Below are 16,154 nucleotides of genomic sequence, written 5' to 3'. Positions count from 1 at the left end.
AGTAGTAATAGATGACTTTTTGTTTTTCTTCTTGCATTGCTTTCCTCCTAATTTACGACGATTCTTCCGTTTAACATTGCTTCTAAATTGGTTGTAAATTCTTTCAGTAATGCTACATTTTCTTGTAGTCTTTCTTTCGATTTCGTATTCGCTTTGATGACTGTATCTAGTCTGTATGTCTCAACCGAATTTTCTTTGATGAAGTTCTGAATACTAATTGATATCTTGTGTGCGTTGATACTTGATTCACGTTCTAACCTCGTTAATTCTTTTTCTTCGTATGCTTGGTTAGGGTCGCTGAAACTGTTTCTATATCGCTGCAATTCATCTCTAAGTTCATTAGCATTGTTATTTTCACGTTCGAATTTTTGCTTGAATTGTTCGAGTTGTTGCTGAATTTCATCAGGTATAACCTCTTTGATAACCTCTCGCTCAATCACTTCAGGTTCTCTATTCTGTTCATCTTCGAGTTTCTTACGTGCAATTGACTCTGAACGTTGTGCTTGTTCCACTTGTGATTGGAGTTGTGCGTTTTGTTCATCACGTTGTTTGAGTTGACGTTTTAAGTCTTCTAATTCTCTATTTGTCATATCTATAGGTTTTTTCATTTCGCCAGAAGATGTTTCAAATTCTTCCTCTCGTTGTTCCTCGGGAATGGTCGCTAAAGAATATAATGCTTTAATCCCTAAATGGTTCACCGGTGAATCATTTGAGAATTCATCACTTACTTTTATAAATTTAGTTGCTTGCCCTCTACTCATATTTATTGATTGCAACCATTCAGACCACTCACCATGTGCTAAGTCATTTTCTTTAACATGTTTCAATCTTCGACCAATCTCGAAAATAGACTGACCTGCAATATTTTGATAACTCTTGATTTCCGTTTCTATTGTGGTTAAGTCGTTGCTGAGTTGTAATTCTTTCAATCGTTTATGCTCCTTTTTGCTATACTCCTTATAAAAGGAGGTGATATTGTGAACATTGATAACATCCGACAATTTCTGGATCGATACGAGGATATGTCTTTAAAACTTCACTTAGATAATGGCGATAAAGTTGAAGTTTTAGAAAACACACCTTCAATCGCAGGTATTCTTCAAGTCGAAAAACCTGAAAAGATCATCGTTAATTTAGACAGAGTGGTTTGGATAGAATATTTTAATACTAGTTCTGAACCACCAAAATTTATCTAGTGACTTCTTTGTAAGCTAAGACCAAATTCGCAGTTGCCTCAATCAACTGTGGGTTTGGGTTTTTTTGTATTACTTTTAATAAAACGTTAATTGTTCTGAACATTTCAATTGGATCATTTTGTAATTCGTTCAATTAATCCACCTCCTCCAATGTGTCTTTTATGACACTAATTCTTCAAAAAAAAATATCGTTCATTTGGTCTCTAGTTAAATTTAGAACTTTAACTATAGTCTTAATTTCTTTAATGTCGAATTCTTGCTCTCCTCTAATCCTGCTATAATAGGCACTTTTAGAAAGTTTCAGTCCATGTTCGTTTAACTCTTTTAAAAAATAATTTACATGCATCTCTTTCATCGCCAAAGCAGAATAAAGTTTTGCTTTGTTCATTGTTTAACACCTCCGTGTCTTTTAGGATACTTTAATAATACATACTATGAATCTTTAAGTCAACACAAAAGTGTCTAAAAATACATTTTTATTTTAATTTCCTATACAAGTGTTGCTTTTAAGATACTTAAGTGCTATATTTAGTACATACCAATTAGGAGGAAATTTAACATGAAACCCGACATTAAAAGTAGACGTAAAGAATTGAATTTAACTCTAGAACAAGTTGGAGATTTAGTAGGTGTTGGAAAATCAACTGTGAGAAAATGGGAAACTGGCGACATAGAAAATATGAAAAGAGATAAGATTGTAAAATTAGCAAAAGCATTGAGAGTATCTCCTTCATATATTATGGGAATAGAAGAAGAACAACCTCAAATAGAAACCCTACCAGTCAAAAAGATACCAGTCGTTTCTAAAATATCTGCAGGCTTACCTATCTATAGTGAAGAAAATTTAATCGATTATATATACTTTGCTACTAACAAACTTAATTCTGATAAAGAAGAATTTGGCTTAAAAGTGTCTGGCGATAGCATGGATAAAATATTTCAAGACGGCGATATAGTTGTGGTAGAGAAAGATTCTATAGTAGAGAATGGTCAGTTAGGCGTTGTTATGATTAATGGTTATAACGCGACTGTTAAACGTATTAGATACAATGGTGACCAAGTTATATTAATTCCAGAATCAAACAATACAAACCACTATCCACAGGTATATGGCAAAGATGACGAAGTAAAAATAATTGGTAGAGTTGTAGCAAGTCAAAAGTTATTTTAATGAAAGGTCAATTTAATAAACTACATACAAAAGGGGTCTATGAATGAAAATTTTAAATTATCATATTAGCTATGATCATATTGAAGATTTATACACTGTTACAGCCGAAACTGATAACGGAAAAACTTTCTGTTACACATTTTCAGATATGTATACTTTAAAAGATGTTAGAGAAACATTAGAGAGAATTGCAAGTGAAATAGATAAATAAACCATGAAGAAGGTATGTAAATTGAAAAAGATAATAGCTATAGTTTTTTTTAGTCTATTAGCAGTTATAACTATAATATTTGCTGAAATTGACACCCACTTTAATCATGAAAAAGTTTCTTTTGTTGCAGTTGGAGATAATTTAATTCATCCAGTTGTATATAACGATGCAAAAACCCGTCACAATGACTATGATTTTTCACCAATGTATAAAAACGTTAAACCTTATATAAAAAAGTTTGATATTGCTTACATCAACCAAGAATCCCCAATGGGAGGGGATGATATACCTTATTCAGGTTTTAAAAGGTTTAATACTCCTAGCGATTTGTCGAAATATTTGGTTGAATCAGGATTTAATTTAATTAACGGATCAAATAATCATGCTCTCGACAAAGGTACACATGGCGTTAATCATAGAGTTAATCTATGGGAAAAGTATAAAGAAAAAGGAGTTATGTTCACTGGTGTATACAAATCTAAAAAAGATAATGAGAAACTTCAAATTATAAATAAAAATGGAATAAAGATAGCAATACTTAATTATACATTTGGTACTAATGGACTTAAACCAGAAAATAAATATCAAATTAATTATTTAAATGAAAATAAAATAAAGCGAGATGTCAAATACGCTAAAAAAAATAGTGATGCTGTTATCGTTTCAACTCATTGGGGACAAGAGAGTCATCATTATCCAAATAAAAAGCAAGAAAGATATGCTAAAGTATTCGCAAATTCAAATGTCGATGCCGTAATAGGTATGCATCCCCATGTAATTCAACCGGTAAAATGGGTAAAAGGCAAAAATAATCACAAAACACTGGTAGTTTACTCATTAGGTAATTTTTTAAATGGTCAAAATACTGGTAATGAAAGTAATAATCTTTGTGGTAGCATAAATTTTGATATAACAAAAAAAGGGCAAAAAATTGTAATTAAAAATGTTCATTGGAAATCCCTAGTAAATTTCTATAGAGAAAGAATACCAGGCAATAAAGATTCTAGATATGATTTTACTGTTTACCCACTAGACAAATATAACGATAAAATAGCAAATGAACATGGTATGCAAAGTGGTGAAAACAAGGATATGACTAAAGAACATATGGAAAGAATTACTAATGAAATTATTGATAAAGAATTTTTAAAATCTAACTAAATTTGTTGATAGTTTATGAAATAAAAAAGATAACCCCAGGCACATAGTAATGCTCAGTGCTTATGCACTTACTCCTTTTCGGGACCAGCGTTAATCCTTCTCGAGTTATCTTAATTAAATTATAAGTAACATTGACTATTATTTAGAGAGCATATTATCGGGTAGCCCGTCTACCCTTATTATTTTTTACTTTTTTAAGGAGGAATGAGTAAAGATGCCAGTATATAAAGATGAAAGTACAAAAAAGTGGTATTTCTCTATACGATACAAAGATGTTTACGGAAATAACAAACGTAAATTGAAGCGAGGATTTGCCACAAAGCGTGAAGCGAAGAGTGAAGAAGCAAGATTTTTAAATGAAGTTAACGAAGGTTATAGTGACTCTAGAACTTTTGACTATGTTTTCAATCATTACCTGGAAAATAGCGATCTTCGACCTAAAACAAAAAAGCGTAAACGAAACGAATATAATAAACATATAAAAGATAAATTCGAACACATCAATATGAATAAAATAACTCAAAATCAGTGCCAAGAGTTCCGTAAATACTTAATGGAAACTGTACCTTCAACTAATACAGCACGTACCATATGGTCTGGTTTCAAAGTAGTTGTTAACTATGCTAAAAAGTATTTCGGGTTGCGTATAGATCCAACTATATCCATCAAACCTATTCCACGTGTAAAACCTAGACCGAAGTATATGCTAAGAGAGGAATTTGAAGAACGTGTAAAAGATATTAAAGAACAAGACTATAGAGAATTGTTTACTTTGATGTTTTATACAGGATTAAGGGTCGGAGAAGCAATGGCGCTAGTTTGGACTGATTTTAATAAATATAAAAAAGAGATATCCATTAGTAAAACAATGGACATCTCTAATAGAACAATATATCCACGACCTAAAACAGATAGCTCAGAAGATATTGTTCCCTTACCTAAGTTCATCAATGAAATGTTAACTCAACGCTATCAACGTGAGAAATCAGCAAACAAATACTTTGATGAACGTAGTTACTTTATTTTTGGTGGAATGGCTCCTAAGCACTACCAGCATGCTCAGAAGAAATTCCAACAAGCTTTCCCTAATTATAACATACACACGTTAAGACATTCTTACGCATCTTACCTTGCAAATAACGGTGTAGATATTTTTGTTTTACAATCGCTTATGAGACATGCTCAAATCACTGAAACGATGGGCACTTACAGCCATTTATATACTCAGAAAAAACACGATGCAATAGCAATATTTGACGAGTAAATGGTATCAAAATGGTATCAATAGCTGTTTTCAGTGATAGAGAATGGCTCAACCACGCCTTTGAAGGCTATCCAATTGCACCTTCCATTTCGTGTAAAATATCTATTTTCTGTATTTTTCAGATACTAAAAACGTTGATTTTAAGCGGTTTTGGTATCTGAAAATTTTACAATATTTTTAGTTTTAAATTAAATTGGTATCAATTATGGTATCAAAAAACCACGTTCTGTTAAGAACGTGGTTATTAAATAAATACATGAAAATTTGAGAGGAAAGTTAAATTGTATACTTATAAATTAGCACATTTAAAGATATAAAGAAAGTGGTTTAGAATATAGTATTAATATTAAATTAGGGCAAGGGTTATTTTAATATAATGGCCACCTCGAAGTCGAAATAGTTATAGTTTTATCTTAATTGCAAAATCATATAACTTTTCACATTGTTTTAACCCTAAATTATCAAGTGTGCGTTCTCCAAATCTTAGTCGATGAATAGTACTTTGTTCTACACCTGTTTCTGTTGCTATGCAATTGCTTGTTAGATCACTCTTTAATAACTTCTCTATTTCTTTTCTCATTATTCACTTTTCACTTCTTTGATATGATTTTATGTAAATAGTGTTCCATTTGCCTTCAACATAAACATTATGACTTTTGTACTTTTTAGTCATTCATACCATTCAAGTACTTTTCACTAGCTCCCCATAAACAACACACCAGTCTTCATTATAATTGTATTCTATCCTTATTATAATACTTTGTAGCATATTCATATAGTTTTTTGCAGTATGTTATCAGCTTCTATATTTTCAAGTCGTAGTTGTGAGATGACAAATTGTTTTATGCTTGCTCTTTGAAAATCTGATATCCTGTTATAATACTACTAATCAATTCAAGTATTTTTGATTTATACTCGCTCAAGTTTTCTACGTCTATTCTTTTTATCTAAATAATAAAAATGGATCTCTCTTCCTATAAAAGTAGTAATGGTACGCTTAATATTAATAATACAAATATATTTGTTCTTTCATAATTGAAAATATCCCAAAAATATTTTATCATATGATATGGAGAAGTTCTGAAGCTCCAGGTATAATCCTTTCTTTGTTATTTGGCCTTACGGTTTAGTTACCGAGAGGCCATTTTCTTAGTTGCATAACACTTCTTGAATAACCAGTACTGACAATACTGGATGTTCTAGGAGTGTTTTTATTATGTCTAGCATGAGGTTTTATGAAAACTTTTACATAAAAAAAAGGATAGCCGTTAAGACTACCCTTCTGTGAAATGACTTGCAATTTAATTATAACATAGTTACGACAGAAATTGTTGGCGTTCGCAAAAATAACCACGCTCACAAAGAGCGTGGTAGCAAAAAAGTTATAAAGGAGTATAAAAAATTAAATTGTATGTAATTTAATTATAGCACAGACCGTGTAACCAATGTAGTGTTAAACTATGTTTTTTTAATATCAATCTAATATCTTCATATTATAGACATAATTAATTGTAATTTATGAGAGGTAGCCATAGCGACTACCCTTGTATAATGACGTGGTAATTTTATTATAACAGATTAATTGATTGTACCCCACAATTTACCTAAACTATCATTTGTTTTATTCCATGTTCTCACAGCTAACCAAACGTCATTACCATTATAAGCTGTATAACTCACCCAAACGTGACCGTCTTGTTTACATACAGTGTCATATTTTATTGTTTGACCTGGCTGTAATACACCGCTCACAGGACAACTTCTAAACGGTCCAACATAATGAGTTTTAATAGGAGTGTTTGGCGTAAAGTGAGCTATTTCTGATTTATAATAAGTTCCATACTTATTGATTTTCCAACCGTTCATATCTCGTCTATTAGCTGGAGTGGATGCACTGCCAGGTTTGTTTTTAACTGTAGTAACTTTAGGTGTACTACCTTTCATATATGCCCTAATTTGCTTAATAAAGTAATCTTTTAACTCAAGCTGTGTTGCCTTAGTCCATGCTTGTTTTGTTGGATCAATGCCAGCATGTAATTTAGCAGAACGATGAGGACAAGCTGTATAACTAAATTCATTGTGTAAACGAACAGTATTTCTGTTAGCTGGTAACCCCCACTTTTTAAGTTTATGCGCTGCGAATTTAAGCGCAACTTGTTCATTTTTAAGAAAATCTTTATCTCCGGCATACATCGATTGGTTAACTTCGATTCCGTAGAATTCAAAATTACCTGAACCTGGTTGGACACCATCTGATACATGCCAAGCAATTCTATCTTCTGATATAGATTCCCAAATACCGTTTCTATCAGCGTATGCGTGAGCTATGCCTCTTGCTAATCTATTGTAATCAGCGTTTACTAGATTGTTGTAGTATTGTTTTGAATTCATTGTGCCGGCATCGTTATGAATGACTACACCTTTAGGTTTACGACCTCTCTTAGTCATAGTCCAACTTTTTATATGATTAGTGTTGACTTTGATGCTACTATTTTCCTTAACTGACTGTTTAGGAGCTGATTTTGCATCTTTTTTAGGTTCTTCTATTTCTTTCGCTATAGGTGGAACTATAAAGTGTGTTAAACCATAATAATTATCCCATCGTAAGCTAGGTTTTTTATTAGCCCAGCCATTCCAATTTTGTTCTAAAATTTGGAAACTGGTAGTATTACCACCATCATATACTATACCTATATGCCCATAACGTGAATAGGTTCCAGCTGTATATACAGCTATCCAACCTTTTTTGGGTATCGTTGACGGTTTGTTTTCTACAATCTTCCACCCTTTAGGGAATTTGTTTATTATAGAGCTTTTAGCATCGCCCCACATCTCTGTTTGATTATCAGTTAACCACATTACATAATCTATCGCCAAGTCCATACACTGTGCGTGATAAGCACGGTCTTTATCAATGCAACCTGGTTCCATAGCACCAAAGGAAGCGTCATAACTCGTCCAACGTTTAACTCTGTATGGACTATCTACTACACCGTTTTTATAATCTCGTAAACGTTTATTGATTTGAGATTGCGTTTTCATCTGGAGCTCCTCCTCCATCATTATTAAATTCGAATTCTTCTTCATCAGAATCATCAGTAAACGATTCGTTAGTGTCGAAAACTTCAGGTTTCACTGCCCCTGACTCACTTTTAAACTGTACAGGGTGCGTTTTTTGATTACGCGGTTTATTTAGTTCTAGGTCAATACCAGCATCAGCAACGCCTTTAGTGTTAGGGTTTGTAACAATACCTAAAGCTACAAGTATTGTAATAATACTTCCCAGAATACTACTGATTGTTTCAAGTTCACTTGATATATCTATACCAAATGCTTCGGTTACTTGTTTAGAAAATAATAATACTGCACCAACTAAAGCTGTGAGTGTTGTTCCGTTTTTAAAACGATTAATCCAGTTAATTTTCAAAAAATACATCTCCTTTATAGTAAAATAAAAGAGCCTAGGATTCATGTCCCAGACTCTAAGATATTAATTTAAATGTTTACGTGCTTCTTTAGGAATGTCATCTTTTTTAACTTCTTCATAACTTTTAACTGTATCTAATTTTTGTTTAATTTTTAAATAGTGATTGAGTTTTAGTCTTTTCATTCCTACATATTTGATTTTTTTACTGTTACCTTTTTTATCATAACCTGTTGTTTCGTATTCATGAGTTTGATCTGCCTCTTTTTTAGGCTTTTCTTTTACTGGTTTAGTAGTTTTTACATAATATTCTTTTGTCGGCTCAAGAGGGTTCTTCATATTCAAACTTTTTACATTTTCATTACTTGGATGATAATCACCGTAAATTCTCAATCCGAAAAGTAATCCCATTACTAATAATATAATGATTATTATAGGAATTAATAAAATTTTTAAATCTCTCATTAATGAACTCTCCTTCAATTTAATTACAATTTAATTGTAGAAGATTCTAATGAAAATTACTTTTATCTATTCTTACAAAATGACATCTTAAACTTACAAAGTTGAAAGATTTTAAAACTATATATGCCTTACTATGATTTTTTCTTTAAATACCACTTTAATTAATCACATTTTTTAAAAAGTCGAACAATGGGTGGATAAGCCAAGCCACACCGCCTCCACCAACAAATATACCGGTAGCTTTTAAAATAAACTCTTTATTTTCTTTACCTTTCTCTTTTGCTTCTTGTTCTTCTTGACTTAAATGTTTCCTAAACATTTGAGCATCCTTTTCGACGACAGACAATCGATGGCCTTGTTCTATGATTTGTTGGTTTGTCTTTTTCTGTTCAGCACTCATCTCTTTAGTTGCTTCAACCATTTGATTAAGTGTAGGTTTAAATTCTGCTAATAGCACACTTAAATTGTTATAATTATTCGTATGTTTTTCATCGACTTCTCTTATTCTTTTATGAATAGCATCCCTATCGTCATAATAACTTTGGGGTAATTCATTGTTTGGCATAATGCAACACTCCAAAGTAAGCATAACCACCACACGTTAAAGTAGTTAAAAAGTAAATGAGAGGTGACATCCAATTTAAAGAATCACTAATACCAGCTAACGTGATTACAAAGAAAAACACAGAACAAATAATCCCTCCTAAAATAAGAGTGATACTATAGACTTTGTTAATATTTCTATAAGGTAAAGCCATAGCTGCAATAGCTAAGCATAAACCACCTATAAAGAATGGAATACCCCAAATACTTAAGGGTATTATTTCATTAATACTGCTATACAATGGACTTTTATCGACTTGAGTTTCAGAAGCAAATATAAAAAAAGACCCACGAGCCATACCTATTGTTCCAATAAATAATAAAGAAATAACATTAATATATTCCATTTCAGTCATACTGTGTGTTTTCTTCATGTTTCTACCCACTTTCTATCATTAAGTGCAGCACAAATAGCATTAGCATAGTAATACATATCTTCTGTCCAATTATGTGTATTTTCTCTATTCTTTTGACTAAAATCGTTTCGACTAAAAAATTCTTTTCTTTGTTGAGTTGATATTTCAATCTGTACACCCATGCCATAGGCATTTTTATTAGTTATATTATTAATTTCTCTGCCCGCAATTCTGTCAGAAGCAGCTTCCACATTAAAACCTGAAACTTTTAAATTGTGAGTAATAAGAGATATAAGTCTTTCATCTAGTCCACCAATATAACTATTCGCTTCACTGCTTGAATAACCATGTATGGCTATCGTTACATTCATAAATTGATTCCAATATAGTAAATTGGGGTTATCATAATTTGTTGAAGTGACGTGTAGAGTTCTATTGTTTTTCGGTTTTAAACCTTTAAAAGTGAAATAGTTTGAATTCGATAATTCTGCAACCAATAACGCTAATTCAGAAGTGCCGCACTCTATACCACCTCCGTGTATAGCAGTTATAAGTGATTTACTATTTCTATCTTGCGTCTCAATCATCCAATCTTTTTCATTTCTCACAAGTTCAGTCATAGATTTATAAGTATCCATCACTTTATTCACCTCCTTTATCTATCATTCTAATTTCTCCGTAAATATAAGCTTCACGACTTACTGACCACTGATCGCTCTGAGAAATATAAACTTTAACATCTCCATTAGGTTCAATAGTTAATTGAGCACCACCAGCTTTAACAGGCACCGCTCTTAGGAACGCAGTTTGCGTACTTGTAATTAATTCACTCGGTAACTTCGCTATAACAGTTCCACTTTTAAAGTTGTCAGCGTTAATTCTTAAAATCACTTCCTTGTAGTCTTGATGTTGAATGATTTTATAAGCGCAATTAAAACCATTTTGTCCTTCAGCTTTATAATGCCTATTTTTTATAGCTCCATTAATCAAATCATATTCAATCCAATCTGAAGATTCAGGTAACTTTTCTTGTATTTCAGTAATGATTTTACGATGTTCATCAATTGTGACGTATCCCTCTTGACTTAATATATTTTCAATATTCCTAACTTCGATTCTTAAATCTTTCAAATATTGACTTCCTTTTGTGTCAATTTCGTTGTCATATTCTTCATAAAGATTTTGAATTGTATTTTTAGCCGCGTTAAGAGATTCCTCGACGTCTTTTACACTTTTACTATGTTGTTGATTAAGTTTGTCCAATCCTTTTTTTGTTTCAATCTGAATCTTTGTAATTCCTTCATCACTTGCATCTTTCACTTTAACAACGCAATCTTCTAAATTATCTAATTGTTCTTGTATTTCAGTGGCTCGTGCATTAATTTGTCTTTTTAATTCATCAAACATACGGATATATTTAATTTTAGTTGCACCATTAATTTTATTTATTATTGCGTCACCCACTTCGAATTCAAATTCAGTTAAAACTGCAGTTGATGATTTATCGCTATCTACCTGATTTTGATGGTTAATCGAAATATATATTTGACCTATAACAGTTGTATTCGTTGAAGCTTGTAAGAATTCAATAGGTATAGTTACTTCAATAACACCATTTAAAGGGTCAATAAAACGCACATTTTCTACTACTTGATTAGAACCGTTAGAGGACTCAAGATATATGTACGTTTCAGTGTTTTCTTCACTAATTAATAAAGGCTTTTTGTTTTTAGTCACATAAAACCTTAAAACAGCAGTTTTATCATCTAAATTATAAAAACCGATACCTTCATCAGATATCGGTTTTAAGTAAGGCTCGTTTTTAACTTCAATTTTACCAATCTTTTTTAATTCCATTATTTATCCTCTCCATTTATAACGTTTCTTAAATCATCATCGTATATAGTATTAGGGTAAATTTGTGTGAACGTATCTTCTTTAAGATTACCGTATTCTCCAGATTTTAATATCTGAATAGAATTAGCAGAATGCGTAGGAGTGAACTTCGCAAATAATTTAATTTGTTTGATTGTTACAATACCAGCACCTTTTTTCTTAACATCTAATACTGGCATTACTGTATCAGTACGTTTTGTACCTGGTTCAGTAATCGTCGACATTTGAACTCCAGCAGCAGCGTAAATAGGGAAAGTTGTATTTCCTTTGTTGAGTCTATGTTCAATTGAAAATAGATTACGTTTTCTACTTTTATTAAACCCAAAGAATGGATGATAATTCTGAACAATATTAGGACTAATCCCGACTGTGACATCTCTATCAACGTTTATAGTCACATATCCATAGAGCTCTACAAATCCATTCGCTAAAACTTTGAAACGCTGCTGACTCATCATTATACGTTGCCATTCATTCCTTTCTGCACGTAGGGTAATGACTTCAGACGTTTTATTGTTAAATCTATCATCATATACCATCACTTTAATGAAAGGATCTAATGATGTTTGACCATTTTGATAAGATTCAAATTGTGCCATTCTGAAAATTACATTACCAACCCAGCGTACTGAACGTCTCATTTCTTCGGGACTTTTCTTTTCACCGACACGTTTTTCATTTATTTCTGAAAGATATGACGTTGTTTTATTTCGGATTCCTACCCAATTACTAAAAGATGATAATGTACTGGAACCCCAAACAACGAGATCTCCCTTACTTTTTAAATTGTTAATAAGATGAGTCATATTATTATTTTTTTGATTAGCCCAACGCGGATAAAATAAACAGTAATCATTATTTACTGAAATAATATCATGCAAATCTAAGTGAGCAGTTAAATTATCTATACGTTGAACTAAGCTACGCATATTTTGTGATTCTTTTTCAGAAAAAGGACTTTTACCTTTGAAGTTAGATTTATCAGGATCTGTCCCTTTACCTGCCTTCCAGTTATAATCAAAATTTCTGTTTAAATCTACATTGTTCACATTCTCTCTTTTTTGATTTGCGAATCCCCACGGGTTAACCATAGGAACATAAATTAAACGTACATTTTTTCTTAAGTAAGTTAGTTGAGGATACTTTTCCCACTGATTGACCAATAGGTTGAGTATATGGCACATATCAAAAAATCCAGTAGTTTCATTACCGTGTATACATGAAGTAATAAGTAGCGTTTTATTGTAATTTTGTGGTTCAAACGTAAATTTGTACACATTATATTTTCCTGATGTATCTTCTCCTATAACTTCTTTTGTAACGTATTGATTATCAACTAAAGGGTTTAAAAATGCTTCAATATGGGCTTCTGGTTCCCAATTATTTGGTGTCCCATTTTCTCCTAATCTATTTCCTGATATATATGGAGGATTCCAAATAAAGTCAACTGCACCATTAGAATGTATTTCTTTATCTAATTTTCTGTTAATTCCTAAAAAGTCATGAAGCAGTCTTTCTTGCAACAAAGGATGTACGGTACCATCTATTGATACTCTGGCTTGTTTTGTTTCAGCTATACCGTCTCCATTTGCTCCTAAAACAAGCCCATTAATATTACCGTTAAGATAATCCAAAAATGCAGAAACGTTTGTATTTCTATAATCAACCTGCATGGCTTGATGTGCATGAAGGTTAGTTTCTGTGTGTGCGCGATGCTGATGATCTAATTCATTATAATAATTAAGTATTGTTCTAAAATTATTTATCATCTTGGTTCTAAATGTGTGTCCTATTTGAATAGGAAAGTCTAAAGTTAATAACATTTTATGAACCTCCTTTTATTCCTTCTCTAAATGAGATATTCTCTTTTTAAGTTCTTCATTTTCTTTTTCCAAAATTTCTATTTTATCTAAGTAAACACCTAAACCGATGACTGCCTCTATGTGCGTGACTGGAAAATATTCTTCTCCATCTCTATCTTGTAGATATCTTATCGATACTTCTTTACTCATCAATCAATACACTTCCTACTGTTTCGTTATATTCCTCTAACACATTTAAAGAATAGTCACTAGTTTTGAATCCTTTTTTCATAAGATTATTAACCTTTCTTAACCTACGATTGAACTGTGATTGCATTTGTATAATATCTTTCTGAGCATTACTGAATTCCACTTCAATAGGCTGCGAAACAAGGGGGTGATATTCAGTAAGTTTGACAACTTTTAAATCAGTATTAAATCCGATAGGTTTGTGAATAAATCGAATAGTATTATTTTCATGAATACTTTCTAATCCTAAATAATTCGTTGCTACTTCGATTGTTGGAATATCATCAAGCGTTTCTTTTAATTTCTTCTTTAACTCTGATTGATTTGTAATATTATCATCATATATTGTAGGGGCTTCTGATTTACCATATTGCTTATAATATGGAGACTTATATTCAGCATATACATGATAAATATCTTTGCCTTTAAGAACTGCAGTTAGATTTAAAACACTACTTTTACTCGTACCAACATACATGACTGGATTAGACTTCTTATAATCAATACCAGGTTTTTTCGATTTAAAAACGCCTCTAAAAGAATGTTTACCTTTTGATAATCCTTTAGCTAAAATAACTTTTTGCGTCGAAGCATGAGCGCTGTAACAATCAAAAGTCCCTTTCGACTTATCATCAATAAATACTTCGATAATTCCACCTTTAGGTCCTTTTTTTAGATTCCAAGTTAAGGTTTCATTCCCCCACTTACAATCAAATGTCTTATAAAACGAATCTCCTATATGTTCAGTAGACCAAGTCCCTTCTTTATTAAAATTTCCAGAGTATGAGAAATCTTTAGGTTTTATAGGTTTATAGTTTTTCGTTTCGGATTTTGACTTTTTCTTTCCATATCCTTGAATATAGGTGCGTAATTCAGTTGTGATTGTTTTAGCCGAAACCGAACTATTATTATATTTATAAACTAATATTTCATCTGATTTTTTATAAAAATTATCAGGTGTATAAATATGGAAAGTTTTATTATTAGCAAAAAATATATAGCCAAAATACTCAGCACCTTCAATAAGATGTTCTAAACCATTTTTATCTCCTAACTGTTCAATATATTTACTCTCATTAAATTTTCCATGTAACTTATAATCGAAATTAAGTTTATTATTTTTGAATGCAAAATCAAGGTACTCTTTAACTTTCATGGAAATTTTTGCTTCAGTCTCATCTTCATCATTCAGTGACTCATCATCTAAATCTTTAGGTACATAATGATTTTGAAATTCCATAGAAATATGCTTAGCCTCAATTTCATTAAGTATTACACCTTCTTCATACTTAAGCTCAGTCGATTTAATAACATATTTCTGGCCCTTCCAAATTAAATAATTTTCATTAATCAAACTATCGAATATATCGGCGTTAACATTAGTTTTATAAGCAGTGAGAGATATGGATCGCTCATTATTTTGTTCATATTCATATTTAAAGGAACCAAAATCAAAGTCATTAACAATTTCCGAAAATGTCCCTTCTCTATTCATAAATATTAGATTTTCCAATATTCTCACCTACCTATAGATGTAATTAAATATAAATTCTGTTTTAGGACTATTGGATATATTGTGACCTCTAATTAAAATTTCATTCCAACCCGGCGCTAAAGTAATAAAATCATAATTTGTGTCTTTACCAACTCTTTTATTATTAATATAAGGATGCACTCCTATAATAGAAACCGTATTACGCTTTTTGAGCGGTTTTTTATATTCAAATATATCATTTGTGGTTAGATTAACGATTTCAAATCCATAAGGTGCTGTAAGTGTGCAATTAATATTTAATTTGTGTCTTAATAAAGGGTTAATAGTATCTTTAGAACCGTTAAATATTTTAAAGTAACGAATATTGTGTTTATATTTAACTTCATCACTTCCTATAACACCTTGTTCAAATTGCCAACTTTCATCAGTCCAACTAAATTCAGAAGTATCTTTTAATGATTCTGCATATCCTTTGTAGACAGAATAAGTCACCTCAATAAGTCCAAATTGACTTGTTAAATTTTCATTACTGACACCCTCTGGTATAACTGCATATTTTTTACCTGGCATATCTGAATGCCATACGAAATAAGGATCTCTCCTATTTATCAATTGACGTAACTTTTCTTTTGCTAATCTATATTCTTTATAATCCATGCCTTTATATGAAAATCTCAGTATCAAATTAAAAGGACCGAAATTCATCGGTCCTTGTAAAACGCCATCGCTACCATTAACTTCAATCTGATTGGACTTCCTATCTAAATCCTCTTCTTCAAATTCTAGAAACTTAAGATGAGGAATATCCGTTAGTGTTTCTTCGAAATGATCGTTAAATATTTTTACTTTTTTATTTTCCAA

17 protein-coding genes are annotated in these 16,154 nt (G+C 31.4%); 4 read left to right on the top strand and 13 right to left on the bottom strand.

The features are described 5' to 3' along the window. Positions 1–47: 47 nt before the first annotated feature. Positions 48–929, bottom strand: coding sequence for a DUF3102 domain-containing protein (locus tag ACIBF5_RS31040; RefSeq protein WP_038399443.1), 882 nt, complete (start codon positions 927–929; stop codon positions 48–50). A gap of 48 nt (positions 930–977) precedes the next feature. On the opposite strand from ACIBF5_RS31040, the gene ACIBF5_RS31035 reads away from it, so the two are divergent. Then, a complete protein-coding gene (locus ACIBF5_RS31035; RefSeq protein ID WP_038399442.1) occupies positions 978–1,196 on the top strand; it encodes a hypothetical protein in 219 nt (72 codons plus the stop codon). Between the two features lie 175 nt (positions 1,197–1,371). Here ACIBF5_RS31035 and ACIBF5_RS31030 read toward each other — a convergent pair whose 3' ends face one another. After that, complete coding sequence (locus ACIBF5_RS31030) at positions 1,372–1,584, bottom strand: hypothetical protein (protein ID WP_038399441.1); 213 nt, start codon at positions 1,582–1,584, stop codon at positions 1,372–1,374. Between the two features lie 171 nt (positions 1,585–1,755). Here ACIBF5_RS31030 and ACIBF5_RS31025 point away from each other — a divergent pair, with 171 nt between their 5' ends. The 3 genes from ACIBF5_RS31025 to ACIBF5_RS31015 all read left to right on the top strand — a co-directional run bounded on the left by ACIBF5_RS31025 (position 1,756) and on the right by ACIBF5_RS31015 (position 5,003). Next, positions 1,756–2,367 carry a LexA family transcriptional regulator gene (locus tag ACIBF5_RS31025; RefSeq protein ID WP_038399440.1) on the top strand — a complete coding sequence of 204 codons (612 nt, stop codon included), beginning with the start codon at positions 1,756–1,758 and terminating at the stop codon, positions 2,365–2,367. Positions 2,368–2,581: 214 nt separating this feature from the next. Further along, positions 2,582–3,739: a CapA family protein gene (locus ACIBF5_RS31020; RefSeq protein WP_038399439.1), complete on the top strand. Its 1,158-nt coding sequence runs from the start codon at positions 2,582–2,584 to the stop codon at positions 3,737–3,739. 214 nt (positions 3,740–3,953) lie between these two features. Next, entirely contained in the window at positions 3,954–5,003 is a 1,050-nt protein-coding gene (locus ACIBF5_RS31015) for a tyrosine-type recombinase/integrase (protein ID WP_396816459.1), read from the top strand. Between the two features lie 1,578 nt (positions 5,004–6,581). Here the strand turns inward: ACIBF5_RS31015 and ACIBF5_RS31010 are convergent. From ACIBF5_RS31010 to ACIBF5_RS30960, 11 genes are all read right to left on the bottom strand, one after another. Further along, a complete protein-coding gene (locus ACIBF5_RS31010; protein ID WP_038399459.1) occupies positions 6,582–8,045 on the bottom strand; it encodes an SH3 domain-containing protein in 1,464 nt (487 codons plus the stop codon). Continuing rightward, positions 8,020–8,430 carry a phage holin gene (locus ACIBF5_RS31005; RefSeq protein WP_002468157.1) on the bottom strand — a complete coding sequence of 137 codons (411 nt, stop codon included), beginning with the start codon at positions 8,428–8,430 and terminating at the stop codon, positions 8,020–8,022. Before ACIBF5_RS31005 ends, ACIBF5_RS31010 begins: the two co-directional genes overlap by 26 nt. 63 nt (positions 8,431–8,493) lie before the next feature. Beyond that, positions 8,494–8,892, bottom strand: a complete 399-nt coding sequence (locus ACIBF5_RS31000; RefSeq protein WP_038399458.1) for a YxeA family protein — start codon at positions 8,890–8,892, stop codon at positions 8,494–8,496. A 157-nt stretch (positions 8,893–9,049) separates the two neighbouring features. Further along, entirely contained in the window at positions 9,050–9,457 is a 408-nt protein-coding gene (locus ACIBF5_RS30995; protein ID WP_038399457.1) for a hypothetical protein, read from the bottom strand. After that, on the bottom strand, positions 9,444–9,869 hold the full coding sequence (locus tag ACIBF5_RS30990; protein WP_002497615.1) for a hypothetical protein: 426 nt from the start codon (positions 9,867–9,869) through the stop codon (positions 9,444–9,446). The genes ACIBF5_RS30995 and ACIBF5_RS30990 overlap by 14 nt, the downstream gene beginning before the upstream one ends. Continuing rightward, entirely contained in the window at positions 9,866–10,489 is a 624-nt protein-coding gene (locus ACIBF5_RS30985) for a poly-gamma-glutamate hydrolase family protein (protein ID WP_038399576.1), read from the bottom strand. Before ACIBF5_RS30985 ends, ACIBF5_RS30990 begins: the two co-directional genes overlap by 4 nt. Positions 10,490–10,493: 4 nt before the next feature. Continuing rightward, positions 10,494–11,708 (bottom strand): BppU family phage baseplate upper protein, encoded by a 1,215-nt coding sequence (locus tag ACIBF5_RS30980; protein ID WP_038399456.1) that lies wholly within the window; start codon positions 11,706–11,708, stop codon positions 10,494–10,496. Then, a complete protein-coding gene (locus ACIBF5_RS30975) occupies positions 11,708–13,570 on the bottom strand; it encodes a M14 family metallopeptidase (RefSeq protein ID WP_049386821.1) in 1,863 nt (620 codons plus the stop codon). The genes ACIBF5_RS30980 and ACIBF5_RS30975 overlap by 1 nt, the downstream gene beginning before the upstream one ends. Before the next feature lie 15 nt (positions 13,571–13,585). Further along, positions 13,586–13,759 carry a hypothetical protein gene (locus ACIBF5_RS30970; protein WP_002504159.1) on the bottom strand — a complete coding sequence of 58 codons (174 nt, stop codon included), beginning with the start codon at positions 13,757–13,759 and terminating at the stop codon, positions 13,586–13,588. Then, positions 13,752–15,293 (bottom strand): prophage endopeptidase tail family protein, encoded by a 1,542-nt coding sequence (locus ACIBF5_RS30965; RefSeq protein WP_350666639.1) that lies wholly within the window; start codon positions 15,291–15,293, stop codon positions 13,752–13,754. Before ACIBF5_RS30965 ends, ACIBF5_RS30970 begins: the two co-directional genes overlap by 8 nt. A gap of 27 nt (positions 15,294–15,320) precedes the next feature. Then, positions 15,321–16,154 (bottom strand): phage tail domain-containing protein, encoded by an 834-nt coding sequence (locus ACIBF5_RS30960; protein WP_002468177.1) that lies wholly within the window; start codon positions 16,152–16,154, stop codon positions 15,321–15,323.

Source organism: Micromonospora sp. NPDC050417 (genome assembly GCF_044458865.1).
GTDB lineage: Bacteria > Actinomycetota > Actinomycetes > Mycobacteriales > Micromonosporaceae > Micromonospora_G.
Note: the sequence above shows the minus strand (reverse complement) of the source record. Positions and strands in the feature narration are given on the sequence as shown.